The sequence below is a fragment of the Pseudomonas libanensis genome (genome assembly GCF_001439685.1).
Lineage (GTDB): Bacteria > Pseudomonadota > Gammaproteobacteria > Pseudomonadales > Pseudomonadaceae > Aquipseudomonas > Aquipseudomonas libanensis.
In genome coordinates, this window is record NZ_JYLH01000014.1 from 1 (window position 1) to 24,898 (window position 24,898).

General features: G+C 61.2%; 19 protein-coding genes. 11 read left to right on the forward strand and 8 right to left on the reverse strand.

The genetic code is table 11. The annotated features are described in order from the left end of the window. The first annotated feature begins 258 nt into the window (after positions 1-258). The 3 genes from TU73_RS20530 to TU73_RS20540 are packed head-to-tail and all read left to right on the forward strand — an operon-like array spanning position 259 to position 3,824. A complete protein-coding gene (locus TU73_RS20530) occupies positions 259-918 on the forward strand; it encodes a paraquat-inducible protein A (protein ID WP_057013757.1) in 660 nt (219 codons plus the stop codon). Continuing rightward, on the forward strand, positions 905-1,528 hold the full coding sequence (locus tag TU73_RS20535; RefSeq protein ID WP_057013758.1) for a paraquat-inducible protein A: 624 nt from the start codon (positions 905-907) through the stop codon (positions 1,526-1,528). Before TU73_RS20530 ends, TU73_RS20535 begins: the two co-directional genes overlap by 14 nt. Beyond that, complete coding sequence (locus TU73_RS20540; protein WP_057013759.1) at positions 1,521-3,824, forward strand: PqiB family protein; 2,304 nt, start codon at positions 1,521-1,523, stop codon at positions 3,822-3,824. The genes TU73_RS20535 and TU73_RS20540 overlap by 8 nt, the downstream gene beginning before the upstream one ends. Before the next feature lie 184 nt (positions 3,825-4,008). Here TU73_RS20540 and mksF read toward each other — a convergent pair whose 3' ends face one another. Genes mksF through mksB form a run of 3 tightly spaced genes read right to left on the reverse strand, consistent with a single transcriptional unit; the run spans position 4,009 to position 8,820 of the window. After that, complete coding sequence (gene mksF / locus TU73_RS20545; protein ID WP_057013760.1) at positions 4,009-6,849, reverse strand: Mks condensin complex protein MksF; 2,841 nt, start codon at positions 6,847-6,849, stop codon at positions 4,009-4,011. Next, positions 6,846-7,553, reverse strand: a complete 708-nt coding sequence (mksE, locus tag TU73_RS20550; RefSeq protein ID WP_043050870.1) for an Mks condensin complex protein MksE — start codon at positions 7,551-7,553, stop codon at positions 6,846-6,848. Before mksE ends, mksF begins: the two co-directional genes overlap by 4 nt. Further along, on the reverse strand, positions 7,543-8,820 hold the full coding sequence (gene mksB / locus TU73_RS20555; protein WP_043050869.1) for an Mks condensin complex protein MksB: 1,278 nt from the start codon (positions 8,818-8,820) through the stop codon (positions 7,543-7,545). The genes mksE and mksB overlap by 11 nt, the downstream gene beginning before the upstream one ends. A gap of 187 nt (positions 8,821-9,007) precedes the next feature. Between mksB and TU73_RS20560 the strand changes: the two genes are divergently transcribed. Together TU73_RS20560 and rimI are read left to right on the forward strand one after the other, a co-directional pair. Beyond that, a complete protein-coding gene (locus TU73_RS20560) occupies positions 9,008-9,754 on the forward strand; it encodes a hypothetical protein (RefSeq protein WP_057013761.1) in 747 nt (248 codons plus the stop codon). Beyond that, a complete protein-coding gene (rimI, locus tag TU73_RS20565) occupies positions 9,747-10,199 on the forward strand; it encodes a ribosomal protein S18-alanine N-acetyltransferase (RefSeq protein WP_057013762.1) in 453 nt (150 codons plus the stop codon). The genes TU73_RS20560 and rimI overlap by 8 nt, the downstream gene beginning before the upstream one ends. A gap of 58 nt (positions 10,200-10,257) precedes the next feature. On the opposite strand, the gene TU73_RS20570 is transcribed toward rimI, so the two are convergent. Beyond that, positions 10,258-10,662: a hypothetical protein gene (locus TU73_RS20570; protein ID WP_057013763.1), complete on the reverse strand. Its 405-nt coding sequence runs from the start codon at positions 10,660-10,662 to the stop codon at positions 10,258-10,260. 139 nt (positions 10,663-10,801) lie between these two features. Here TU73_RS20570 and can point away from each other — a divergent pair, with 139 nt between their 5' ends. After that, entirely contained in the window at positions 10,802-11,446 is a 645-nt protein-coding gene (can, locus tag TU73_RS20575) for a carbonate dehydratase (protein ID WP_010213394.1), read from the forward strand. Here the strand turns inward: can and TU73_RS20580 are convergent. From TU73_RS20580 to TU73_RS20595, 4 genes are all read right to left on the reverse strand, one after another. Further along, positions 11,443-11,967: a hypothetical protein gene (locus tag TU73_RS20580; RefSeq protein ID WP_057013764.1), complete on the reverse strand. Its 525-nt coding sequence runs from the start codon at positions 11,965-11,967 to the stop codon at positions 11,443-11,445. The genes can and TU73_RS20580 overlap by 4 nt on opposite strands. Positions 11,968-12,108: 141 nt before the next feature. Beyond that, positions 12,109-13,278, reverse strand: a complete 1,170-nt coding sequence (locus TU73_RS20585) for a hypothetical protein (protein WP_057013765.1) — start codon at positions 13,276-13,278, stop codon at positions 12,109-12,111. 119 nt (positions 13,279-13,397) lie between these two features. After that, entirely contained in the window at positions 13,398-15,098 is a 1,701-nt protein-coding gene (locus TU73_RS20590; RefSeq protein ID WP_057013766.1) for an acid phosphatase, read from the reverse strand. 138 nt (positions 15,099-15,236) lie between these two features. Beyond that, complete coding sequence (locus TU73_RS20595) at positions 15,237-16,655, reverse strand: short-chain fatty acid transporter (protein WP_057013767.1); 1,419 nt, start codon at positions 16,653-16,655, stop codon at positions 15,237-15,239. Positions 16,656-16,841: 186 nt separating this feature from the next. On the opposite strand from TU73_RS20595, the gene TU73_RS20600 reads away from it, so the two are divergent. The 5 genes from TU73_RS20600 to TU73_RS20620 all read left to right on the forward strand — a co-directional run bounded on the left by TU73_RS20600 (position 16,842) and on the right by TU73_RS20620 (position 24,836). Beyond that, the gene (locus TU73_RS20600) at positions 16,842-18,131 is read left to right on the forward strand and encodes an MFS transporter (RefSeq protein ID WP_057013768.1); all 1,290 of its coding nucleotides are present in this window, start codon (positions 16,842-16,844) and stop codon (positions 18,129-18,131) included. 193 nt (positions 18,132-18,324) lie between these two features. Further along, positions 18,325-19,230, forward strand: a complete 906-nt coding sequence (locus TU73_RS20605) for a cation diffusion facilitator family transporter (RefSeq protein ID WP_057013769.1) — start codon at positions 18,325-18,327, stop codon at positions 19,228-19,230. A gap of 109 nt (positions 19,231-19,339) precedes the next feature. Next, positions 19,340-20,560: a TolC family protein gene (locus tag TU73_RS20610; protein WP_057013770.1), complete on the forward strand. Its 1,221-nt coding sequence runs from the start codon at positions 19,340-19,342 to the stop codon at positions 20,558-20,560. A 20-nt stretch (positions 20,561-20,580) separates the two neighbouring features. Next, positions 20,581-21,684: an efflux RND transporter periplasmic adaptor subunit gene (locus tag TU73_RS20615; RefSeq protein ID WP_057013771.1), complete on the forward strand. Its 1,104-nt coding sequence runs from the start codon at positions 20,581-20,583 to the stop codon at positions 21,682-21,684. Between the two features lie 17 nt (positions 21,685-21,701). Beyond that, on the forward strand, positions 21,702-24,836 hold the full coding sequence (locus TU73_RS20620) for an efflux RND transporter permease subunit (protein ID WP_057013772.1): 3,135 nt from the start codon (positions 21,702-21,704) through the stop codon (positions 24,834-24,836). Positions 24,837-24,898 lie beyond the last annotated feature (62 nt).

The window sequence follows — 24,898 nt, forward strand, 5'->3', positions numbered from 1 at the left end:
AACTCAGTAGTGAAACGATGCATCGCCGATGGTAGTGTGGGGTTTCCCCATGTGAGAGTAGGTCATCGTCAAGATTAAATTCCGAAACCCCAATTGCGAAAGCAGTTGGGGTTTTGTTTTGGGCGCTTGGAAAGTGTCCACGATGTCCCCGCACGCCTGACACTCTCTCCCATCCAGCCCCGACAAAATTGCACAGTTATTTCTGAACCAGACCACTAGAATAGCCACCTAACCATTTTTAGAGTCAGAGCCCTATCTATGCCCGATCCGGTTGATGCCGTTGAGGTGTCAGATTTACCACTGGACGACCTGGTGGCATGCCATGAGTGCGACTTGCTGATGCGCAAGCCAACACTCGCCCGCGGCGAAAAAGCCCAATGCCCGCGTTGTGGTTACGAGCTGTACGCTCATCGCCACAATGTCGTCGAACGAAGCCTGGCCTTGGTGCTCGCAGCCCTACTGCTGTACGTCCCTGCGAACTTTCTGCCCATCATGCAGCTCAATCTACTCGGACAGACCTCGCAGGACACTGTGTGGAGCGGCGTCGTCGGCCTGTTCGATTCCGGTATGCAAGGCGTTGCCGTGGTGGTGTTCCTGTGCAGCATGGGCATTCCCTTGCTCAAGCTGCTCTGCCAATTAGCCGTATTGCTCAGCATTCGCTGGAAGATCGGCCGCAGTTATGGGCTGCTGCTGTACCGCATCTACCACCACATGAAGGATTGGGGGATGTTGGAGGTCTATTTGATGGGCGTGCTGGTGGCAATCGTAAAGCTCGCCGACATGGCCTCCATTACGGTCGGCCTGGGCCTGGCCTGTTTCATCAGTCTATTAATGGTTCAAGTACTGCTGGAGGTGGTGATGTCGCCCCACCAGGTCTGGCGAGCACTGTCAGGAGAAGATGATCATGCGGGCGATTGATGCAGGCATTCTGGTGTGTACCGAATGCCATGAATTGAACAAGCAGGAAGCGGATGCCGACGAGCAGCTCTGCACCCGTTGCGGTGCGTTGATCCATGCTCGGCGTCCCAACAGCCTTACACGTACTTGGGCATTACTGGTGACCGCGGCGATTCTGTATATCCCCGCCAACCTGTTGCCAATCATGACCGTGAACTCCCTCGGCCAAGGCGACCCCAGCACCATCATGTCGGGTGTCATCCAGCTGGTGCAGCACGGGATGTTTCCCATCGCCGCCGTGGTATTCATCGCCAGTATCCTGGTGCCGACGTTCAAGTTGGTAGGCATCGGCCTGCTGCTGTTCTCGGTGCAGCGTCACCAACCGCTGTCCGCGCAACAACGCATTGTGATGTACCGCTTTATCGAATTCATTGGCCGCTGGTCCATGCTGGATATCTTCGTGATCGCCATCCTGGTGGCGGTCGTTAACTTTGGGCGACTTGCCAGTGTCGAGGCCAATCTCGGTGCTGCAGCATTCGCCAGTGTGGTGATCTTGACGATGCTTGCCGCAGTAACTTTCGATCCCCGACTGATTTGGGATAACACGGAGTCGGACGACGACCATGAGTGAATTGCCTAAAGCTAAAACCCGCCCAGCCTCCAATTGGTCGGCCATTTGGGTGTTGCCCCTGATTGCCCTGATCATCGGCGGCTGGCTGGGATGGCGTGCCTATTCCCAGCAAGGCATCGAGATCCAGGTTCGCTTCGAGAGCGGCGAAGGTATCCAGGTCAACAAGACCGAAGTGGTCTACAAAGGCATGACCGTAGGCAAGGTCAAAGCCTTGGCCCTGGACGACGAGGGCAGCAATCGCGGGGTGATTGCTACCATCGAGATGAACAAGGATGTCGAGCAATACCTCAAGACCAACACCCGCTTCTGGTTGGTCAAGCCCAGCGTCAGCCTGGCCGGCATTACCGGCCTGGAGACCCTGGTCTCGGGTAACTACATCGCCGCCAGCCCGGGCGATGGCGAGCCCACGCGCAAATTCAAGGCACTTTCCGAAGAACCACCGTTATCCGATGCCAAGCCCGGCTTGCACCTGACTCTCAAGGCCGACCGCCTGGGCTCGCTGAACCGCGGCAGCCCGGTGTTCTACAAGCAGATTCAGGTCGGCCAGGTCAAAAGCTACCTGTTGTCTGAAGACCAGAGTACCGTCGAGATCAAGGTCTACATTGAGCCAACCTACGCCAACCTGGTGCGCAAACACACGCGCTTCTGGAACGCCAGCGGCATCAGTATCGACGCCAATCTCTCCGGGGTGAAAGTGCGCAGCGAATCCCTCTCCAGCATTGTCGCCGGCGGTATCGCCTTCGCCACGCCGGAGAATCGCAAAGACAGCCCGCCCACCGACCCGAGCCTGCCGTTCCGCCTATACGAAGATTTCGATGCCGCCGCAGCGGGTATCAAGGTCAAGGTCAAACTCACCGACTTCGAAGGCCTGCAGGCCGGCCGGACTCCAGTCATGTACAAGGGCATCCAGGTGGGTAGCCTGAAAACCCTGAAGATCGACCCGGACCTGTCCAGTGCCAGCGCCGAGTTGACCCTCGATCCATTGGCCGAAGACTACCTGGTCCAGGACACGCAATTCTGGGTGGTCAAGCCGTCCATCTCCCTGGCTGGTATCACTGGCCTGGAAGCACTGGTCAAAGGCAACTACATCGCCATCCGTCCGGGTGACAAAGGTACGCCACCGCAGCGTGAATACGTGGCCCGCGCCAAGGCACCGCCTTTGGACCTGCGCTCCCCAGGCTTGCATATGGTGTTGCTCACCGACAGCCTGGGCTCGCTGGATGTGGGCAGTCCAATCCTGTACAAGCAGGTCAAGGTCGGCTCGGTGCAGAGCTATCAGTTTTCACACAAGAAGAAGCAGCTGGTGATCGGTGTTCATATCGAGAAAGAATATGAAAGCCTGGTCAACGGCTCCACGCGTTTCTGGAATGCCAGCGGCGTTACCCTCACCGGCGGGCTTACCGGCGGCATCCAGGTCAAGAGTGAGTCCCTGGCTAGCCTGATGGCGGGTGGTATCGCTTTCGAAACGCCGGAACCGAATGTGCCGCTCAAACGCCGCATCCCGCGCTTCCGTCTGTTCGCTGACCGTGAGGCCGCCAACCAGCACGGGACCCAGGTGACCATCAAGGTCGACCGCGCCGACGGCCTGAGCCCAGGCACGCCGATACGCTTCAAGGGCCTGGATGTGGGCAAGATCGAGAGCGTCGATCTCAGTGCCGACATGCAATCGGTGCTGCTCAAAGCGCGTATCACCCAAGTGGCCGACCGCATCGCTCGCACGGGCAGCCAATTCTGGGTGGTCAAGCCTGAACTGGGGCTGATGAAGACGGCTAACCTGGAAACCCTGGTCACCGGCCAATACATCGAAGTGCAACCGGCGACGAAAAATGCCGGCCCGCAGAAGAGTTTTGTCGCCCTGGCCCAGCCACCTGAAGCAGTGCATCAGGAAGCGGGCCTGAGCCTGACACTCAGCGCCGCTCGCCGTGGTTCGTTGAAGGAAGGCGTGCCGGTCACCTACCGTGAAGTCACCGTGGGCAAAGTTACCGGCTATGAGTTGGGCCAAACCGCCGACCGTGTGCTGGTGCACATTCTGATCGAACCCAAATACGCGCCACTGGTACGCAGTGGCAGTCGCTTCTGGAACACCAGCGGCTTCGGGCTCGACTTCGGCTTGTTCAAGGGCGCGACCGTGCGTACCGAGTCCCTGGAGACGTTGGTAGCCGGCGGGATTGCCTTTGCCACGCCGGACGGTGAGCGCATGGGTAACCCGGCGCGACCGCAGCAGACGTTCCCGTTGTTCGACAAGTTTGAGGATGAATGGCTGACCTGGGCGCCTAAGATTCCATTGGGCAAGTAGACCGAGTTGCGGCTATCGCGGGCAAGCCCGGCTCCCACAGGGATATGCATTTTCAGCAAGTATGCATTCCAACTGTGGGAGCCGGGCTTGCCCGCGATGAGGCCCACATACACACCACAAAACCCAAGCCGAAAAAGGCCGCGATCCATAAGATCGCGGCCTTTTTGCATTTCAGCGCAACACGTCAGACCTCATCCAGCTCCGGCTCGTCCGCCTGCACATTCACCGTCGCCTTCACCACATCATGGCGACGGATGTACTTCCAGTCCGCCTCATCGATGTAGATCCCGTTCGGCCCGCTGCCGCCTTCCAGGTCGATCGCCACCTGGGCGGACACCTGCGGCTTCACACTGGCCAGGATCGGCACGAAGCCCAGTTGCAGGCTGGTTTCCAGCAGTGCCGCCTGGTTCTTCTCGTCGATGTCCGCCGCTTCGTCGAGGTAGTAAGGCAGGCGCACACGACCGGCCTGATCGCGGTCCATCAGGTGCAACAACAAGTACATGTTGGTCAGCGCCTTGATGGTCATGGTGGTGCCGTTGGACGCAGCGCCGTCGATGTCGGTATGGATCACCGGCTGGCCGTGTACCTTGGTGATCTCGAACGCCAGTTCGAACAGATCCTTTAGGCCCAGTTGGTTATGGTTGGCAGCCACCAGGCGTGCCAGGTACTCCTTGGCCTCTTCGTTCTTGTTGTCCTGCTCGGCGCTCTGGCTGAGGTCGAACACCGACAGCGTCTCGCCTTCTTCATACTGGCCGGCACTGTGGATGATCTGGTCGATATGCTTGAGGGCTTCCTTGTTCGGCGCCAGCACGATGCGGAAGCTTTGCAGGTTGGAGACCTGGCGCTTGTTGATCTCGCGGTTGAACAGCGCCAGCTGGTGTTCCAGGCTGTCGTAGTCGCTGCGGATATTGCGCAAGGTACGGGCGATGTCGGTGACCGCTGCACGGCGCGCCTTGCCGAGGGTCAGCGCCTCGTCGGTACGGTGCGCATAGGCGTTGATCAGCAGTTGCAGACGACGTTCGACGTCATCCTCACTGTCGAACTTGGCCACCCCCTTGAGGCGTACCTGGGCGTACAGTGCTTCGATCTGGCCATCGGCGCGCAGCAAGCCCTGCCAGCTGTCCTGATAGTCATTGAGCAGCGGCAGCAGGTTGTCCATGGAATCGTCGACCGGGTCCATGAACGGTGTGCCAAACGGCAGGTCTGCCGGCAACAGTTGGCGACGACGCAGCGCGTCATCCAGCGTACGTTGCTTGGCTTCCATGTCGCCGATCTGGCGGCCGACCAATTGCAGCTTGGCCGACAGTTGCTGCACGCGCTCGGTAAACGCATCGCTGGAGCGCTTCAACTCGTCCTGAGCGGCTTCCATCTGCGCCAGTTGTTCGAGCTTCTCGCCTTCCTCGGCACTCAGGGTCTGGGTGCGGCGGAAGTCCTCCAGCGCCTTCTGCGCGTCCAGCACCTGCTGGTACAGCGCTTCGGTCTGGGTCTTGCTCGCTGCGCGGTCGGAAGCCACGGCCTGCTGGGTTTTCAGTTGCTTGAGTTCTTTTTCCAGGCGCTCTTTCTGGTCACGCAACGCGGCGCGATCCGCCAGGGCTTGCAAGGCCGGAGGCTCGATGTGCGAGATGTCGATGGACAGCCCCGGCACTTCAAAGCGCTCGCCCTTGAAGCCATCGAGGATCTGTTCCAGGGATTTGACCCACTGGCCGTCCTCGTCCAGCGTGATGCCATGTTCACCTAGCGGCAGGCTGAACAACGAACTGTTGAACAGGCGCATCAGGCGCTCGACATCCTGCTGCGAGAATTCTTCGCGCAGCTTGGCGTAGCTGTTGTTGTCGGCGTGATCGAGCTGTTGCCTGACCGACTTCAAACGTTTTTCCAGGTCGCGCAGACGCTCGTCCAGATCTTCGGCGCTGAACTGCCGCGACTGCGCCAGGGCGCCCGCCAGTTCATCGTGAGCGTCCTTGGCCGCGAGCAACTGTTGCTCCAGCACCTTGACGTCATTCACCAGCGCGAAGCGATGCTTGAGCACCGACAATTCGCCCAACCAGCGCTGGATGCCACTGATTTCCCGCTCCAGGCGCATCAGTTCCTGGGTGCCACCGCGCTGGTCGTTCTGCAGCGCATCCTGTTCGTTGCGGTAGTGTTCGGCCTGGATCGTCAGCTCTTCCTTGCGCGCACTGGCGTAGTCCGACCAGGTGCCCAGCAATGAATCCAGCAGCGGCGACAGGCGATGCAGTTTGCCGCGCAAGGCGTCGCGTTGTTTCACACCATTGGCCAAGGCTTCAACCAGCGGGCCGGCAGCCACCAGCGAGTTGTAGTCCTGCTCCATGCGTCGCACATCGCGGAAGGCTTCTTCGCACGCTGCGATGTAGTCGACACTGCCGGAACGCAGGCTGTGCTCGAAGGCATCAAGGAACAACTGCTTGAGCTTGGCCGCCGTGATTTCGCGCATGTGCAGCAGGTTGATAAACAGCGCACGGAAGGTCTTCAGGCTCTGTTCGCTGGTGGAGCGCAGCGGGATCAGGGTCAGGTCCAGCGGGATCGACGTATGGCCGCCCACCAGCAAGCGCCGCAGTTCATCGGGCTTGAGTTCGTAGGCTTTGAGGCCCTCGCGCTCAAGGTTGGTGAACAATTCTTTCTGACGCAGGCAGGTGTCGTTTTTCTGGTAATGGGCCAAGTCCAGCTTGCCGGCATAGGCAAAGAACTGGTGACCGAAACCGCCGCCTGGCCCACGCCCGACCACGCCGATGACGTGCGGGCCGTGGGGCAGGGAGACCTCCACCAGGATGTAGCTGGTGTCGGTGGCAAAGTAGAAGCGCCGCGATTGTTCCAGGGTGTACTTGCCGAAACTCATGTCCGACATGCGCGCCAGGATCGGGAACTGCAAGGCGTTGATCGAGGCGGATTTACCCAGGTTGTTCGCGCCATACACCGACAGCGGCTCTTCCAGCGGGAACAAGCCCAGGCTGTAGCCAGCGGTGTTCAATAGGGCGAAGCGGCGGATGCCGTAGCGTTCCTTACTCATGCGTCGGTCTCCTGTTCTTCGGCAATGGCACGGGCCAGGGCGTCTTCTTCGCTTTCCTCATTGAAGGCGCTCAGGTCCAGCGGGTCATCGGTCTCCAGCAGTTTTTCATCGCTGTCTTCGTCGATGATCACCGGCGCTGGCAACGGCAATACGCTGTGCACGCTGGCCGCCAGGTCGCGGTCCTGCTGCACCGACAGGCACACGTCGAGGAAACGGTGCATCGGCGGCAGGAAGCGGTAGATGCCGTTGTCCTCGCTGGCAAAACCCAGTTGGGTCATGCGGCGCATGATTTTTTCTTCGAGTTCTTCCTGGGTCTGCACTTCGGCCTGGATAAACAGGTCGCGGTATTTTTCCAGCAGCGAAGGCAACTCATCACGGCCCAGGCTGCCGCCGTCGAGCACGGCAATCGGGTCGCGACCCTGGTCGGCCAGATGCTCGACGAGGATGAAGGTAAACAAGGCCAGGCGCTGGGCAGTTTTGTTGACCTGTGCGCTGGCAATGGCGGAATCCGGCACGAAGTAATAGAAACCGCGGGTATCGCACACCAGCTCGAAGCCCAAGGCCTTGAACAGCGTGCGGTATTGGTCCTGGAAGTTCGACAGTTGCGCGTACAGCTCCGGGTCACGGCGGCTGACGTGGTAACCCTTGAACAGCTCGCGAAAGATCGGCGCCAGCTGGGACAGTTCGGATAGATCAAGATGCATAAGGCGTGCTCGCAGAATTCTCGGTGGCGTCGCTGCCGGCCGGGAGCAGGGCGAAGGAGCGCAGGCTGACCTGGTGCTCGTGGGTGTGGTAATCGCGGCGTTCCAGGCGTTCGCGCTTGAAGCGTTTCTCCCGGGACAGGCGCGAAAACCAGTACAGCAATTCGTCGGTGGCGCCGTCCGGTTCCTGCTCCAGCAGCCAGGTCATCAGGTCGGGCATAGGCAGTGCTTCCTCGCAGCGCTCGAGCATTTCCTTGACCGTACGCGGCGCGCGCTGGGCTTCGCCCTTGTGGGATTTGTGCGCCTTGGGGAAACGCGCCGGTTTCGGCTCGAAATTCGCCAGGGCATACACATAAGCCTCGACCTGGCTGGCACTGCCCAGGAAGGTGCTTTGTGGCCGGGTAAACATCGGCATCGCAGCCTGCGGCACCGCGTCCAGGCCCTTGCGTCGGATCGCCGACAGAGCCAGCGCCGCGCCACGGGTCACGGCGTTGTGTCGGCGTGCTTCTTCGCGCAGCGGCAACAGCAGCTCCCGCGCATGGCGCAAGGTCAACTGGGCGCTGGTCTGCATTTCGAGGATGCGCGCGTGGGTGCGCAGCAGCATGTCGTCGTCCACCAGGTGGCCGAGACGCTGTTGCTCGGTAAGCATGCGCAGCAGCACGTTCTCGACCTTGCGCACACCTTGCTCGAAGGCGCCGTCGGCGTTCACCAGTTGGATCATCGGCTCGACGTATTCGTCCCAGGTCGCCAAGACCTCGGCGTAACGCTGGCGCAACGGAATCTGGCGGTCGCTGGTCTTGGCGCGGTCGGCCACGGCGGCGAGGGCCTGTTCGTCGTTGGCGAGCTTTTTCAGCACATCGCGCACGCGCATGTCCAGCAGGCGCAGTTGCCGCGCCAGGTCGTGGCCGTCGCGGATGTCGAAGGCGTCCTGGATATAACCGGCCAGGCGCTCCAGGTGGCGCAGGTAGGCTTCGATTTCCAGGCACAGGCCAAGCCGGTGTTCCTTGCGAAGATAAGCGAGGAAGTCGTGGATCTGCGCGTTGAGCTCGAAACGGTTCGGGCTCTTGGCCACAGGCACCAGGATATCCAGGCGAATCCACACGTCCAGCAGGCTGGTGATGTCCTGGGGCGTGCTGTCCAGTTGTTGGGCGGCCAATTGTGCGCGCAGCTCGGCAAGGCTCAGTGTGCCTTGGTCGAAGTGTTCGCACAGAGGCTCGAGTAAGGCCCAGTGTTCGGCGAGGGCGCGCAGGACGCGCTTGGGTTCGATCATGGGAATGGCCGGCTGGTTGGCGATTAAAAGTCGCGATTGTACTGCATCAGGCGCGGGATTTATCCACAGCCGGTCAGTGCACAGTGGGCGATTGTTACCGAACAGCGGTAGAATCCCCGCTCTTTACTTATCCACAAGTGGCCGAGCTGTGCTTATCGAGTCCCGACGTCGCGCTTACTTGACCGCCATGCAGGTGGTCAACTGGCTGCCCCGCACCGAACTGCCGTTTGCCGCGCCGTCGCGGCCCGAGTTGTTGCAGGCGCTTGAACCCTATGAGGCGTTCGAGACTTCGGGAGAGGAAGCGGCCGCGCCCGTGGCAGTGGTCAAACCGGCCCCCGAGACGCGCCCTGCGGTCGAACGGGCCAGGATCGAAGTCCCACGCCCTTCGCCGGTGACCAAGGCGGTCAAGGTCGCCGAAGAGGCCGCGCCTATCGTCAAGGCGCCGGTAGTGCCGCCGCCACGCTTTGCCTTGCAATTGCTGCGGGCCGGGCGTTGCCTCTTGCTGGTGGAACTGCCCACCGGCGAACGTTTCCAGTCACGCGACCCGGCCTACCTGCTGCTCAAGGACATGCTGCGCGCCGCCGGCCTGCCCGACAGCCCCCAGATCATCGGCGAGCCTGTACGCTGGCCGCTGCTGGTGCGCGGCACTATGGACCAGGGCCCCGAGGCTGCACGGGATTTTGTCCAGGGTTTTGTCTCGGCGCGCCTGGAAGACGAACCCTGCGTGTGCCTGTGGTTGATCGGCCTGCCCGCCGTGCGGTTTGCCGGCGAAGCCAATGCCGAGGCCTGGTACCGCGAGTTGCAGGTCGACAGCCTGGGCTCGGTGTGGGCCCTGCCGGGCCTGGAATTATTAATGGAAGAGCCACAGCGTAAGGCTGATGTCTGGCAAGCCATGCGCCGGCTGATGGCGCGCTGGAAAACAACTGATGAGTGAGGCTTTATCCTTCCGCCCGATGACCGAGGCCGACCTCGACGCCGTGCTGAAAATCGAGTACGCGGCGTTCAGCCACCCCTGGACCCGGGGGATCTTTCTCGACGGGCTGGGCAAGTATCAAATCTGGCTGATGTTTGAAGGCCAGCAGCAGGTGGGGCATGGGGTGGTGCAGATCATTCTCGATGAAGCGCACTTGCTGAACATCACCGTTAAACCGGAAAACCAGGGGCGCGGATTGGGTTTGGCGCTGCTGGAACACCTGATGTCCCGCGCCTATGCGGCCAATGCCCGGGAGTGCTTCCTGGAAGTGCGGGACAGCAATACCGGGGCGTTTCGGTTATATGAGCGCTATGGCTTCAACGAAATTGGCCGTCGCCGGGATTACTACCCGGCGGTGGGTGGCCGCGAAGATGCAGTCGTGATGGCCTGCACCCTCGTCGACTAAATACCGGAACCAATGTGGGAGGGGGCAAGCCCCCTCCCACATTTTGAGCTGCGTTGTGTCAGCGTTTGCTGTTGAGCGGGTCCAGATCGGCCAATTCGGCCTCATCCAGGCCATTGCCGCCGCCAATCTCATCCTCATCCACAATGCTGAGGTCGAAGTCGGCAGGGTTGTCTTCCCCGGCGTCGCGCGCATCCCGCGCGCCATCTTCATGGATCAGGGTCTCCGGACTCATATCATCATCTGTCGATTCATGTTCATCCGTCGAAGCCCCGGTCAGCCCAGCCTCGCGCACCCGTTCGTCGGGCATCAAATGGTCGCGCTCACGGCGGGGCAGCTCGTCGCCGATTTCTGCAGTCTGGTCCTGCTCGTCAAAATCCAGCTCGCGCATTTCACCCATGCGGTCTTCGTTATCATCAATGGGTTCCGGCTGGGTTGCGCCGTAGGGACGTCGTGATTCAGTCATGGCCAATCCTCATACTGTGGGGCTTATAGTGTGTGGACAGGCGTGGCTCCCTAAAGATTCAAGCTAATTAACACTCGGCGTGACCTGGACGAGGGGTTGTCAGTCACAAAACTGCGCATCATTCCTGAGGCTTTCCCTGATGAACGAACTACAAGACCTGCTTGATAACAACGAACGCTGGGCGGATGCGATCAAACAGGAAGATCCCGAATTCTTCGCCAAGCTCGCCCGCCAGCAGACCCCGGAGTACCTGTGGATCGGCTGTTCCGATGCCCGTGTACCGGCCAACGAGATCGTCGGCATGTTGCCCGGTGATCTGTTCGTGCACCGCAACGTCGCCAACGTGGTGCTGCACACCGACCTCAATTGCCTGTCGGTGATCCAGTACGCAGTCGACGTGCTCAAGGTCAAGCACATCCTCGTCACTGGCCACTATGGCTGTGGCGGCGTGCGTGCATCCATGCAGGACCGCCAGTTCGGCCTGATCGACGGCTGGCTGCGCACTATTCGCGATCTCTACTATGAGAATCGCGACTTGCTCGCCCAGTTGCCGACGGAAGAAGAACGTGTCGACCGTTTGTGCGAACTCAACGTGATCCAGCAGGTGGCCAACGTCGGGCATACCAGCATTGTGCAAAATGCCTGGCACCGTGGGCAGAGCCTGTCGATCCATGGCTGCATCTATGGCATCAAGGATGGCCGCTGGAAGAGCTTGAACACCACCATCAGTGGTTTCGAGCAGCTCCCGCCGCAGTACCGCCTGCGTCCGCTGGGCGAAGCCTAAGACCGCTTGTGTTCGCGCCACCTGGTCATGAAAGCCTGGCCTTCGGCGTTCAGCGGTTCCTTGCTGCCGGTGATCCAACCCCGGCAGTTCAGCTCGCCGCAATGGCAAGCGAACTGCCGGGCCAGTGCGTCTTCGGTCATGGCGTAATCAAGGGTCAGCAGGCTACCGGCGAGGATGGGTTGCACCGTCCATAGCTCCAGGTACGTGGTGTCCAGGAACACGTTCGGGTTGCAGGAGTGCTGCAACAGGCCGCAGAACCAACAATCGTACAAATGGATACGCGGCGATAGCTGCAGCGTATGCGTGCGTCGGTCGCTGACGGCATAGCCTGAAACCTGGGCAATGCGCACGCGGCTGTCAAAGGCAATGCGCGCCATGACGCCGGCCGTCATCCCATGGGCGCCTCGCTTGATCTGGAAGTGCTCGGTCGAGGGGTAACCTTGCTCCACGAGCAGCGTCTTGAAGGGATACAGGCAGTTGCTGACCGCGGTTTTAGCCTTATCCATGGCTTGAGTTTTCATCACTCTCCTGAACGGGGCTGCATGGACCTGCGGGTGTTGGCTGACTGCCAGTCTTGCAGCAAATGGGCGCGGCCCCAAGATTCGCCGAAGTTGGCTTCGATATCTACTGTGAATCTTGACAGTACAGACGGTTAATTCGCGTTAAAGCACAGGCGCCATGATGGTGGGCACTGGGGCGACATTTTTCAGCTGTTTCAACTGCGCCTTGATAGGCGGTGTAGCGCACTTGGCATTGGCCTGCTCCGGCGTCAGGTGGCGCACCGAGGTGTAGAACAACTCACAGGTCTGCTCCTTGCGTGTGACTTGCCAGGTGTTCATGCACGCCTTGAGCAACACATTCGCGTCGCTGGCGGGTTTCTGGCCCATGCCGGCCTGCCAGCAGGCTGCGCTCAAATCCTGGCCCATTACTTTCAAACCGGCCTCGTCGGCTTTTTGTTCATCGCCGTCATAGCTTGCCGGGTCCGCTGCATACCAGATGTAGCTGGGGTGGTTGGCGCCCAACACGGGTACGTTTTTGTCGGCTGCCGGGCTGATTTGTGCCAGTTCCAGCACGCCCACATTCTGGCCGTATTGTTGCTTGATCCAGCTGCGCACCGGCGCGCCGAATGCCACCATCGGCAGTGACCCGTTGGCGCGCAGGCTCAGTTCCCTGACCATGCGGGTCTGGTACTCGGTGAAGTAGCTATAGACCTTTTCCAGGTCTTTACCTGCATTGGACGGCGCGGCGATGGGGGCGATATCGATGATGGTCTGGTAGGCCGGCGTTTCGCTGGCCGGGATACCGTTGTCGGTGAGCAGCGCCGCCCAGCGGTCGGTGGTGGCTGACTCCAGATAGTCCTGGGCCTGGGTGAGCGAGTAGTCCGGTGGGAAGTGCAGCAGTTCGATGCTCTTGCGGTTCTCCAGGGCCATGCCCAGCGGCAGGAACAGGTACCAGTTATAAGCCCACTTGCCATCGTTATTGAGTTGGCTGGCGCCTTGATAAGCCAGGTCCGCGGTGTTGAGCAAGGCGGTCAAGGACTGGCCGTAGGTATCCGGTACGCCGCTGAAGGTCGCCGCGACCTGGCCGTCGTGGGTTTTCACGCTGACCTTGGCCCGGCTGTAACCGTCACGCTGCAGGCTCTGGTTCAAATAGTGCTCGGCGGTCTGTTCCAGTGTCCACGGCCGAAAGCAGATCACATTGCAATTATTGGGGAACGCAAACAGCTGGGTGACACGTTGCGTACTGCCCAGTGGCACCTCGATGTCGGCTTGTACGACCGCACTCGCCAGCAGTGCGGCCAGGGTGAAGGACAGCCTGGTCGGTTTAAACATAGTTGGTTCCTTGTCAGCGAGGCCCGTCTGCGCGGGATAAAAGCCCACTTGCACACAGTAGCGGTTGACCGGGAAATTCGCGTGTTAAATCGCCAGGCATGTCGTTATTGGATAAGCCCCTACAAGTTGAACTGCAAAGCGTTGGTCAGATCGCCCATGGGTTTCTGGCCGCGGGCAATCATCGCGTCATCGCGCTGCTTGAGGCCGTCCAGGGTCTCCAGTTGGAACGCCCGGGTGATCAAGCGCAGGATGGATGCCGTGTCATAGACCGTATGGTCCACCGTGCCTTTGCGCGCAAACGGCGACACCACCAGGGCCGGCACCCGCGTGCCCGGGCCCCAGCGGTCACCCTTGGGCGGCGCCACATGGTCCCACCAGCCACCGTTTTCATCGACGGTGACCACCACTACCATGTTTTTCCACTGCGGGCTTTCTTGCAGCACCTTCAAGGCGCGGGCGATATGGCGGTCACCCGAGGCGATATCGGCATAACCGGCGTGCATGTTCAGGTTGCCCTGGGGCTTGTAGAAACTCACGGCAGGCAGCTTGCCGGCCTGGGCATCGGCGAAGAACTTGTTGGTAGTCGACTCATCGCCCAAGCCACCGTCGCGCAGGCGCTTTTCACGTTCAGCGCGGTTTTGCGGACCTTGCTGCTTGAAGTAGTTGAACGGCTGGTGGTGATACTGGAAGTTCGGAATCTTGGGGATGCCACCGGAATCCTTGAACTGCTCCAAAGTGGCTTGCCACGCGCCGGCGTACCAGGCCCAGTCGATGTTCTTTTTCGACAGCTTGTCGCCAATGTGCTCGTGGGTTTGCGGCACCAGTACGTTGGGCAGGTCTGGTTTGGAATAGTCCGGATTTTCCGGGTCGCGAATCCAAGTGGGCCAATACGGTGGGGCCAGGGTGTTCACCCCGTAGCCATCCGGTGTCAGCGCGCTGGGGCCGAATTGCGGCGGGCCGGTCATGGCACTGGCCGGGGATTTTTCCAGAGGCTTGAGTCGCGTATCGGTGGGATCATCGCTTTGCAGCGTGGCGATCTGTGCCTTGGCCACCGACTGTGCGGCATCAGGATAGAACGGCGCCGTGGCGCTGATCAGGTATTGATGATTCAGGAACGAGCCGCCAAATGCGCCCTGGAAGAAGTTATCGCAGAGTACAAATTCCTTGGCCACGTCCCACAGGCGCAGGGAATAACGGCTTTGGGCATAATGGCCCATGACCAGGCCACCGGAATCGCCCCAGGCGACAAAACCGTCGTTTTTGCCGCCGTTGATCTGCATCTGGTTCTGGTAGAACACGTGCCACAGGTCGCGGGTCACCAGGCTCAATGGCAGGTCTTCGGCGTTAGGCCCCTTGAGAGCGAACGGCGCGTTGGGCAGGTTTTGCTGGAATTGCACTTCGCTGGGATAGGTCACCCCATCCACTGTCTGCGGGCCGATCTGCAATACGCCGCCCCACGTGGGGGGCAGGGTGGTCAGTACACTGCCATCGCGGTCGCGCTGCTGGAAGTCCGTGGCGGATAACGCTGAAAGCGGTTTCTCCAATCCTGGGAAATCGGCAAACAGGTTGTTGAAGCTACGGTTCTCGGCATAGATCACCACCACGGTCTTCACCTGGTCGTGCAACGCCTTGTCCAGCTCTTGAGGCGTAAGTGGTCGCGGTACCGGCGTGCTGGGTGTTTCGCTGGTATCACCGCAGGCACTTAAGGTCGCACCGACCCCCAACACCGCCGCACCGCCAAGGAAGCGCCGGCGGCTGGTGTCTACCGGCGGTGGAGTGGCTGAATCGGGGGAGGGGCGGTCTTCGTGCTCGTCGCTCATTGCAGGGGAGTCCTTGGCGAAATGTTGCAAGATATTTCGCAGGACGGTAGCAATGGAATGTGACGGAACGAAGACAGGCTTGAGGGCGCTATAGAACAACTTGTGGAAGCGGGCTTGCTCGCTCCCACACTGACCGCGTTATGGCATGACCGGCGGCAAATACTTCAACGTCGTCCCCAACGCCCACAACAAAAACAGCACCAACGGTGTGTGCACCAGCAACTGCACAAACGAAAACCCGATCAAATCCCGTGCCTTCAACCCCAACACCCCCAGTAGCGGCAGCATATAGAACGGGTTGATCAGGTTCGGCAGCGCCTCGGCCGCGTTGTAGATCTGCACCGCCCAGCCCAGGTGGTATTGCAGGTCATTGGCCACCTGCATCACATAAGGCGCTTCGATGATCCACTTGCCGCCGCCCGATGGGATGAAGAAGCCCAGCACCGCCGAGTACACGCCCATCAGCAGCGCATAGGTGTCGTGGGAGGCGATGGAGGTGAAGAACGTCGAAATATGGTGGGCCAGGGTCTGGCCGTCGCCGCCCTTGACCACGGTCATCAGCGCGGCAATCGAGCCGTACAGCGGGAACTGGATCAATACGCCGGTGGTGGTCGGTACCGCACGGGCCACTGCATCGAGGAAACTGCGCGGGCGCCAGTGCAGCAGCGCGCCGACCATGATGAACAGGAAGTTATAAGTGTTGAGCCCCGAAATGGCGCTGATCGCCGGCTTGGTCGAGAACTCATGGAACAGCCAGCCGGCCGCCAGCAAGGCCAGCAGAATGGTCAGCAACGGGCTGTGTTCCAGCCATTCGCCCGGGCGCGTCGGAGCCTGTGGCTTGGGCAGGTTAAAGGCCGGGTCGATGCCGCAGGCCTTGGCGTCACGGGCGCTGTTGGGGCCAGGCGCGGTGGCGTAGGCGATGATCAGCGACACCACGATCAGTGCCAGCAACAGCACGCCGGATTGCCATAGAAAGATGGTTTCGGTGAACGGGATCATCCCGGTGATCGACAGGATCGACGGCGGCAAGCTGGCCGGGTTGGCCTGTAATTGCGCGGCCGACGACGACAACCCCAGCGCCCACACCGCACCCAGGCCCAGGTACGCCGCAGCGCCGGCGGCGCGGTAGTCCATGCGCAAATCCGTACGCCGGGCCAACGCCCGCACCAGCAAACCGCCGAACACCAGGGACAGCCCCCAGTTGAGCAGGGAGGCCACCATGGAAATCAACGCAACCCAGGCCACCGCCGAGCGGCCATTCCTGGGGATGCGCGCCAGGCGGTCGATCAACTTCACCGCCGGCGGTGAACTGGCGACCACATAACCGCCGATCACCACAAAGGCCATCTGCATGGTGAACGGGATCAGGCTCCAGAACCCGTCGCCGAAGGCCTTGGCCGCTTCGGCCGGCGCGGCGCCCATGCCCAGGGTCGCCACGGCGACGATGACCACGGCGAGGGCGGCAAACACCCAGGAGTCAGGAAACCAGCGCTCTGCAAAGTTGGAGCAGCGCAGGGCAAATCGGGCATAGCGGCTGTCTTCGATAGCATCGGCCACGAGTCTTTCCTCTTGTAGTTATTATGGGGTTTGGCAGTTTTACGGCATATTCCTCTACACCCATTGATTTGGGAATGTAGTTATCTTCAACGATCCATGAGTAAAACAAATATATCCATCGTGATTGCCATCAATGGGCTCAGCTCATAACCTGCACGCCATTTTGTTTGCCTGCCGAGCCTGCACATGACTGCCACCTTTTCACCACGGGCGCAGCGTTTTTCCCGCTCCGACTATAAAACCCTGGGCCTGGCCGCCCTCGGTGGAGCCCTGGAAATCTATGACTTCATTATCTTCGTGTTCTTCGCGCTGACCCTCAGTCAACTGTTCTTCCCTCCGGAAATGCCCGAGTGGCTGCGCCTGCTGCAAAGCTTCGGCATCTTCGTCACCGGCTACCTCGCCCGCCCGCTGGGCGGCATCCTGATGGCGCACTTTGCCGACCACCTGGGACGCAAGCGCGTGTTCAGCCTGAGCATCCTGATGATGGCCTTGCCCTGCCTGCTGATCGGCATCATGCCCACCTACGCGCAAATCGGCTATTTCGCACCGCTGATCCTGCTGGCGTTGCGCGTGCTGCAAGGCGCAGCGGTGGGCGGTGAAGTGCCCAGCGCCTGGACTTTCGTTGCCGAGCACGCCCCGCGTCATCACCGCGGCTACGCCCTGGGCTTTTTGCAAGCCGGCCTGACTTTCGGCTACCTGCTCGGCGCACTGACCGCCACCTTGCTGGCGCAAGTCTTCACTCCCGCCGAAATTCTCGACTACGCCTGGCGCTTGCCTTTCCTGCTCGGCGGCGTATTCGGTGTGATCGGCGTATGGCTGCGCCGCTGGCTCAGCGAAACCCCGGTGTTCCTGGAAATGCAGGCACGCCGCCAAGCGGCCGCTGAAATGCCACTGCGCAGCGTGCTGCGCGACCACCGTGCCGTATTGCTGCCGGCGATGATCCTTACCTGCGTGCTCACCTCGGCCGTGGTGGTGCTGGTGGTCATCACCCCGACCATGATGCAGAAAACCTTCGGCATGAGCCCCAGTCACACCTTCGCCTTGAGCGCGCTGGGCATCGTCTTCCTGAATATCGGTTGCGTCCTCGCAGGCCTGCTGGTCGACCGCATCGGCGCGTGGCGCGCGGTGCTGGTCTACAGCCTGTTGCTGCCGATGGGGATCTTTATCCTGTATGCCAGCCTGATCAGCGGCGGTGTGTGGCTGGGCGCGGCGTACGCCGTGGCAGGCTTGAGCTGTGGCGTGGTGGGCGCGGTGCCGTCGGTGATGGTCGGGCTGTTCCCGGCGCAGGTGCGGGTGTCCGGGATCTCCTTTACTTACAACATCGCCTATGCGTTGTGGGCGAGTACCACACCGTTGCTGTTGATCGCACTGATGCCCACCAGCCCGTGGATCTGTGTGGGGTATTGTGTGGTGATGGGGGCGGTGGGGGTGGCGAGTGTGGCGTGGTTTGGCAAGCGCCACACCTTGGCCAAGTGAAGATCAGGTCAAGAAGTGCCAGAGCACCGAGGTGCCCACCAGCCCCGACCACCGAGACAATCGTCTCATGGGCAATTTGGTGCGCTTGAAAGTAACGACGCACTGGCGCGCGGATGACAATTTTGCAAACCATGCCAGTGGATCTGGCCTATAGCTCTATGATCCGCCGCACCCCAACCCTCGAGGACATTTCATGAGCGCAGGACACAGCCACGCCCAAGTACGCGCCGGCCACGAACGCAAGTTATGGATGGCCCTGGGGCTGACCGGCAGCTTCATGATTGCCGAAGTCATCGGTGCCTTTGTCACCGGCAGCCTGGCGCTGTTGTCTGACGCCGCGCACATGATGACCGACGCCCTGGCCCTTGGCATTTCCCTGGTGGCGATCCAGGTCGCCAAGCGTCCGGCCGATCGCAAGCGTACCTTCGGTTATGCGCGGTTCGAGATCCTGGCGGCGGCCTTCAATGCACTGCTGCTGTTCGGCGTGGCGTTCTACATCTTGTACGAGGCTTACCAGCGCTTGCAGGCCCCCGCCGAGATCCAGTCCACCGGCATGTTGGTGATTGCGCTGCTGGGGCTGGTCGTCAACCTGGTCGCCATGCGCCTGCTCAGCGCGGCCAGCGGCGAGAGTCTCAACGTCAAGGGCGCCTATCTGGAAGTCTGGAGCGACATGCTCGGCTCCATCGGCGTGATTATTGCGGCGTTGGTTATCATGTTCACCGGCTGGGGCTGGGTCGATTCGGTGGTCGCCGCCGCCATCGGTTTCTGGGTGGTGCCGCGCACTTGGGCGCTGCTCAAGGCGAGCATGAACATACTGCTGCAAGGGGTGCCGGACGGCATTGATATCGAGCAGGTGGAGCAGGGCATCCGCAGTGTGCCCGGGGTCAAGGACGTGCACGACCTGCACATCTGGGCCCTCACCAGCGGCAAGAACGTGCTGAGTACGCATTTGGTCGCGGATGCCTCCCAGGGCAGCGATCAAGAGATCCTCAGTCGAGTGACGGAGTTGCTGCACGAACAATTCGATATTGCCCACGCCACGATCCAGGTCGAAGGCGAAGGTTTCCAGCATGACGACCACGACCAAGTGCATGCCTGAGCCTGGCTAACGGATTTGTAATCTTCCACCCACGGCCCTGATAAGTACCGAAAGCTACATTGCCCCCGCTGGGAAACCTCAGCGACTTCATGGGCGTGGAACTCTCGTTATGGCAATTTCCGTTAGAACACTGTTGGGGGCGGCGGCTTTGTGGCTAGGCGCAAATGCCGTCCAGGCACAGACCCTCACCCTCGATGCAGCCTTGCAAACCGCCTTCGCCAACAACCCGGACCTGGCGGCCGCACAATGGGAAATCGACATCGCCCAAGGCGGCCGCCAGCAGGCCGGCTTGATCCCCAACCCGGTGGCCTCCTGGGACGCCGAAGACACCCGCCGCAACAGCCGCACCACCAGCATCAAGCTCAGCCAGACCGTGGAACTGGGCGGCAAGCGCGGTGCGCGCATCGAGGTGGCTACCCGCGCCCAAGACGCCGCCGCATTGACCTTGGAACGGCGCCGCAACGTCCTGCGCGCCGAGGTGATCGACAGTTATTACGCGGCCCTGCGCGCCCAGGAACGCCTCGATCTGGCGCAACGCTCAATGGCCCTGGCTGAGCGCGGTCTGATGGTTGCCAGCGGGCGTGTCAGCGCCGGCAAATCGTCACCGGTGGAGGCCACCCGTGCCCAGGTGCAGGTGTCGGAAATCCGCCTGGAGTTGAATCGTGCCCAGATTGGCCTGAATGACGCCTACCGGCGCCTGGCCACCAGCATCGGCAGTGCCGCCACCGACTTCGAAGCGGTCGCCACACAAAACACCTCCGCACCGGCGTTACCCGCCGCCGCACAATTGCTGGCGCGCCTGGAGCAGACCGCCGAGCTGCGCCTGGCCGAACTGAATATTGTGCAGAACGAAGCCAGCGTGGGCCTGGAAAAAGCCCAGCGCATTCCGGACCTGGATGTGTCCATCGGCAGCCAATACGACGCCAGCGTGCGCGAGCGGGTCAACCTGGTGGGCGTGTCGATGCCGATCCCGTTGTTCAACCGCAACCAGGGCAACATCCTCGCTGCCAGCCGCCGCACCGATCAGGCCCGCGATCAGCGCAACGCCACCGAGCTGCGCCTGCGCACCGAGACCCGCCAGGCCCTGGACCTGTGGCAAACGGCGAATACCGAGGTGCGCGCATTCAACCAGCAGATCCTGCCCGCCGCACAAAGCGCGGTCGACAGCGCCACCCGTGGTTTCGAGATGGGCAAGTTCAACTTCCTCGACGTGCTCGACGCCCAGCGCACCTTGATCGCGGCCCGCACCCAATACCTCAACGCAACTGCCCAGGCCACCGACGCCTGGGTACGCATCGAACGCATTTACGGCGACCTCGCCCGGTTTTGATTTTTTCCTGGAGTCTCCTGATGAACAAAAAACATGGCATGGCGCTCGCCGTCGCCTTGGGCCTGCTGCTATCGGGCTTCGCACGCGCCGAGGAAGAAGGAATGCTCGAGCTCACCGAGCAGCAGATCCAGGCCGCCGGCATTCAGCTGGCCCAGGCTCAACCGCGCTCGATCAGTACTCTGCTGACGCTACCGGGCGAAGTGCGCTTCGATGAAGACCGCACCTCCCACATCGTGCCCCGTGCGGCGGGTGTGGTGGAGGCAGTGAAGGTCAATCTTGGCCAGTCAGTAAAAAAGGGTGAGCTGCTGGCGGTGATCGCCAGCCAGCAGATTTCCGATCAACGCAGCGAGTTGGCGGCCAGCCAGCGCCGGGTCGAGCTGGCGCGCACCACCTTCCAGCGCGAGCGCCAATTGTGGCAGGACAAAATCTCCGCCGAGCAGGATTACTTGCTGGCGCGGCAAACCCTGCAAGAAGCCGAAATCGCCCTGAACAACGCCCGGCAGAAGATGACCGCTCTCAGCGGCAACGCGATATTGGCCGGCGGCAATCGCTATGAACTGCGTGCGCCGTTTGCTGGGGTGGTGGTGGAAAAACACCTGGGCGTGGGCGAGGTGGTCAGTGAAACCAGCAACGCGTTCACGCTCTCGGATTTGTCCCAGGTGTGGGTCACCTTCGGGATGTTTCCCAAAGACTTGAACAAGGTGCGCGTGGGCAAGCCGGTGAAAGTCAGCTCCACGGAAATGGGCACCGAAGTGCTCGGCACCGTGGCCTATGTCGGCAATTTGCTCGGTGAGCAGACCCGCACCGCCACCGTCCGCGTGACGGTGCCCAACCCCGACGACGCCTGGCGCCCAGGCTTGTTTGTGGCGGTGGAGCTCGCCACCGATACCTACCAGGCCAAGGTTACCGTGCCGCAAGCCGCGATCCAGACCGTCGAGGACAAACCCTCGGTGTTCGTACGCACCGCAGACGGTTTTATCACTCGCCATCTTGAACTGGGCGTCAGTGAAAACGGTTACGTCGAAGTGCGCCAGGGCCTGGAGGCCGGCGCGCAGGTGGCGACGGTTGGCAGCTTCATCCTCAAGTCCGAACTGGGCAAAGGCTCGGCCGAACACGCCCATTGATCTGCGAGTGATTCCCCATGTTTGAGCGCCTTATTCAATTTGCCATCGAGCAGCGCATCATCGTGCTGCTGGCGGTGCTGCTGATGGCCGGTGTCGGCATCGCCAGCTATCAGAAACTGCCCATCGACGCGGTGCCTGATATCACCAACGTGCAAGTGCAGATCAACTCAACGGCGGCGGGTTTTTCACCGCTGGAAGCCGAGCAGCGCATCACCTTTCCCATCGAGACGGCCATGGCCGGCCTGCCGGGCATGCAGCAGACGCGTTCGCTGTCGCGTTCCGGTTTGTCCCAGGTCACGGTGATTTTCAAAGACGGCACCGACCTGTTCTTTGCCCGCCAACTGGTCAACGAACGCCTGCAAGTGGCCCGGGAGCAATTGCCCGATGGCATCGAAACCGCCATGGGGCCGATTTCCACCGGCCTTGGGGAAATTTTTCTGTGGACCGTGGAGGCCGAGGACGGTGCGCGCAAGGACGACGGCACGCCCTATACACCCACCGACCTGCGGGTGATCCAGGACTGGATCATCAAGCCGCAACTGCGCAACGTACCGGGCGTGGCCGAGATCAATACGATCGGCGGTTTCGCCAAGGAGTACCAGATTGCGCCAGACCCCAAGCGCCTGGCTGCCTACAACCTGACGCTCAATGACCTGGTCACCGCGCTGGAGCGCAACAACGCCAACGTCGGCGCCGGTTATATCGAGCGCAGCGGCGAGCAGTTGCTGATCCGCGCACCGGGGCAAGTGGCGTCAATCGACGACATCGCCAACATCGTCATCACCACCTCGGACGGCACGCCGATCCGCGTGCGCAATGTGGCCCAGGTGGATATCGGCCGCGAACTGCGCACTGGCGCGGCCACGGAAAATGGCCGTGAAGTGGTGCTGGGCACGGTGTTCATGTTGATCGGCGAGAACAGCCGCAGCGTGTCCCAGGCGGTGGCGAAAAAACTCGAGGAGATCAACCGCTCGCTGCCCGAAGGGGTGGTGGCGGTCACCGTCTACGACCGCACCAACCTGGTAGAAAAAGCCATCGCCACCGTGAAGAAGAACCTCTTCGAAGGTGCGTTGCTGGTGGTCGCGGTGTTGTTCCTGTTCCTCGGCAATATCCGTGCGGCACTGATCACAGCGATGGTGATTCCGCTGGCAATGCTATTCACCTTTACCGGCATGTTCACCAACAAAGTCAGCGCCAACCTGATGAGCCTCGGCGCGTTGGACTTTGGCATTATCGTCGACGGTGCGGTGGTGATCGTCGAGAACGCCATCCGCCGCCTGGCCCATGCGCAGCAGCGCCATGGCCGTTTGCTGACCCGCATTGAGCGCCTGCACGAAGTGTTTGCCGCCGCCAAGCAAGCGCGACGGGCGCTGATCTTCGGGCAGTTGATCATCATGGTGGTGTACCTGCCGATCTTTGCCCTCACCGGCGTGGCCGGCAAGATGTTCCACCCCATGGCCTTCACCGTGGTGATTGCCTTGCTCGGCGCGATGATTCTGTCGGTGACCTTCGTACCGGCGGCGATTGCGTTGTTCGTCACCGGCAAGGTCAAGGAAGAAGAAAACTGGGTCATGCGCGGCGCACGTCGGGTGTACGACCCGGTGCTCAATTGGGTGATGACGCGCCGCCCGCTGGTATTTGGCCTGGCGCTGCTGGCCATTGTCGTGTCGGGCGCGGTGGCCAGCCGCATGGGCAGCGAATTCATCCCCAGCCTGAGTGAAGGTGACTTTGCCCAGCAGGCACTGCGTGTACCCGGCACCAGCCTGACGCAATCGGTGCAGATGCAGCAGCAACTGGAAAAAACCTTACTGGCCGAAGTGCCGGAAATCGAGCGGGTATTTGCGCGTACCGGTACCGCCGAAATCGCTTCCGACCCGATGCCGCCGAATATTTCCGACAGCTACGTGATGCTCAAACCCAAGGCCCAATGGCCCGATCCGAACAAGTCCCGCGAGGCCATCATTGCCGATATCCAGCGAGCCAGTGCGATTGTGCCGGGCAGCGTGTACGAGTTGTCGCAACCGATCCAGCTGCGCTTCAATGAATTGATCTCCGGGGTGCGCAGCGATGTAGCGGTAAAGGTGTTTGGCGATGACATGGCGGTGCTCAACACCACCGCTGGAGAAATCGCCGAGACCTTGCAGAAACTCAACGGCGCCTCGGAAGTGAAGGTGGAACAGACCTCCGGCCTGCCGGTGCTGACCATCAATATCGACCGCGACAAGGCCGCGCGCTTTGGCCTGAACGTGGGCGATGTGCAGGACACCATCGCTGTCGCCGTCGGTGGGCGCCAGGCCGGTACGTTGTACGAAGGGGATCGGCGCTTCGACATGGTGGTGCGTTTGTCCGACGCGTTGCGCACGGACATCGAAGGCTTGTCACGGCTGTTGATTCCGGTGCCGGCGCTGGCCAGCAACACGTCGGGGCAACTGGGCTTTATCGCCTTGTCCCAGGTTGCCAGCCTCGACCTGGTGCTCGGCCCCAACCAGATCAGCCGCGAGAACGGCAAGCGCCTGGTGATTGTCAGCGCCAACGTGCGCGGGCGTGATATCGGCTCGTTTGTCGAGGAAGCCGAAGCCGCCCTCATCGCCCAGGTGAAAGTGCCCGCCGGTTACTGGACCACCTGGGGCGGGCAATTCGAGCAGTTGAAAGAAGCCTCCGAGCGCCTGCGCATCGTGGTGCCGGTGGCGTTACTGCTGGTGTTCGGCTTGCTGTTCATGATGTTCAACAACCTCAAGGACGGCTTGCTGGTGTTTACCGGTATTCCGTTCGCGCTGACTGGTGGGATCATGGCGCTGTGGCTGCGGGATATTCCGCTGTCGATTTCGGCGGGGGTGGGCTTTATCGCGTTGTCGGGTGTGGCGGTGCTGAACGGCCTGGTGATGATCGCCTTTATCCGCAACCTGCGCGAAGAAGGCCGCTCGTTAGCGGTGGCGATCCACGAAGGCGCATTGACCCGTCTGCGGCCGGTGTTGATGACCGCGCTGGTGGCGTCCCTCGGGTTTATCCCCATGGCGCTTGCCACCGGCACCGGCGCCGAAGTGCAGCGCCCGTTGGCGACGGTGGTGATTGGCGGGATTATTTCTTCGACCTTGCTGACCTTGCTGGTGCTGCCGGCGTTGTACCAATGGGCTCATCGCCGCGAAGAGTGAGTTGCCTGATACCTTGAAGACACCACAAAGCAAAGTGGGAGGGGGCTTGCCCCCGATAGCGG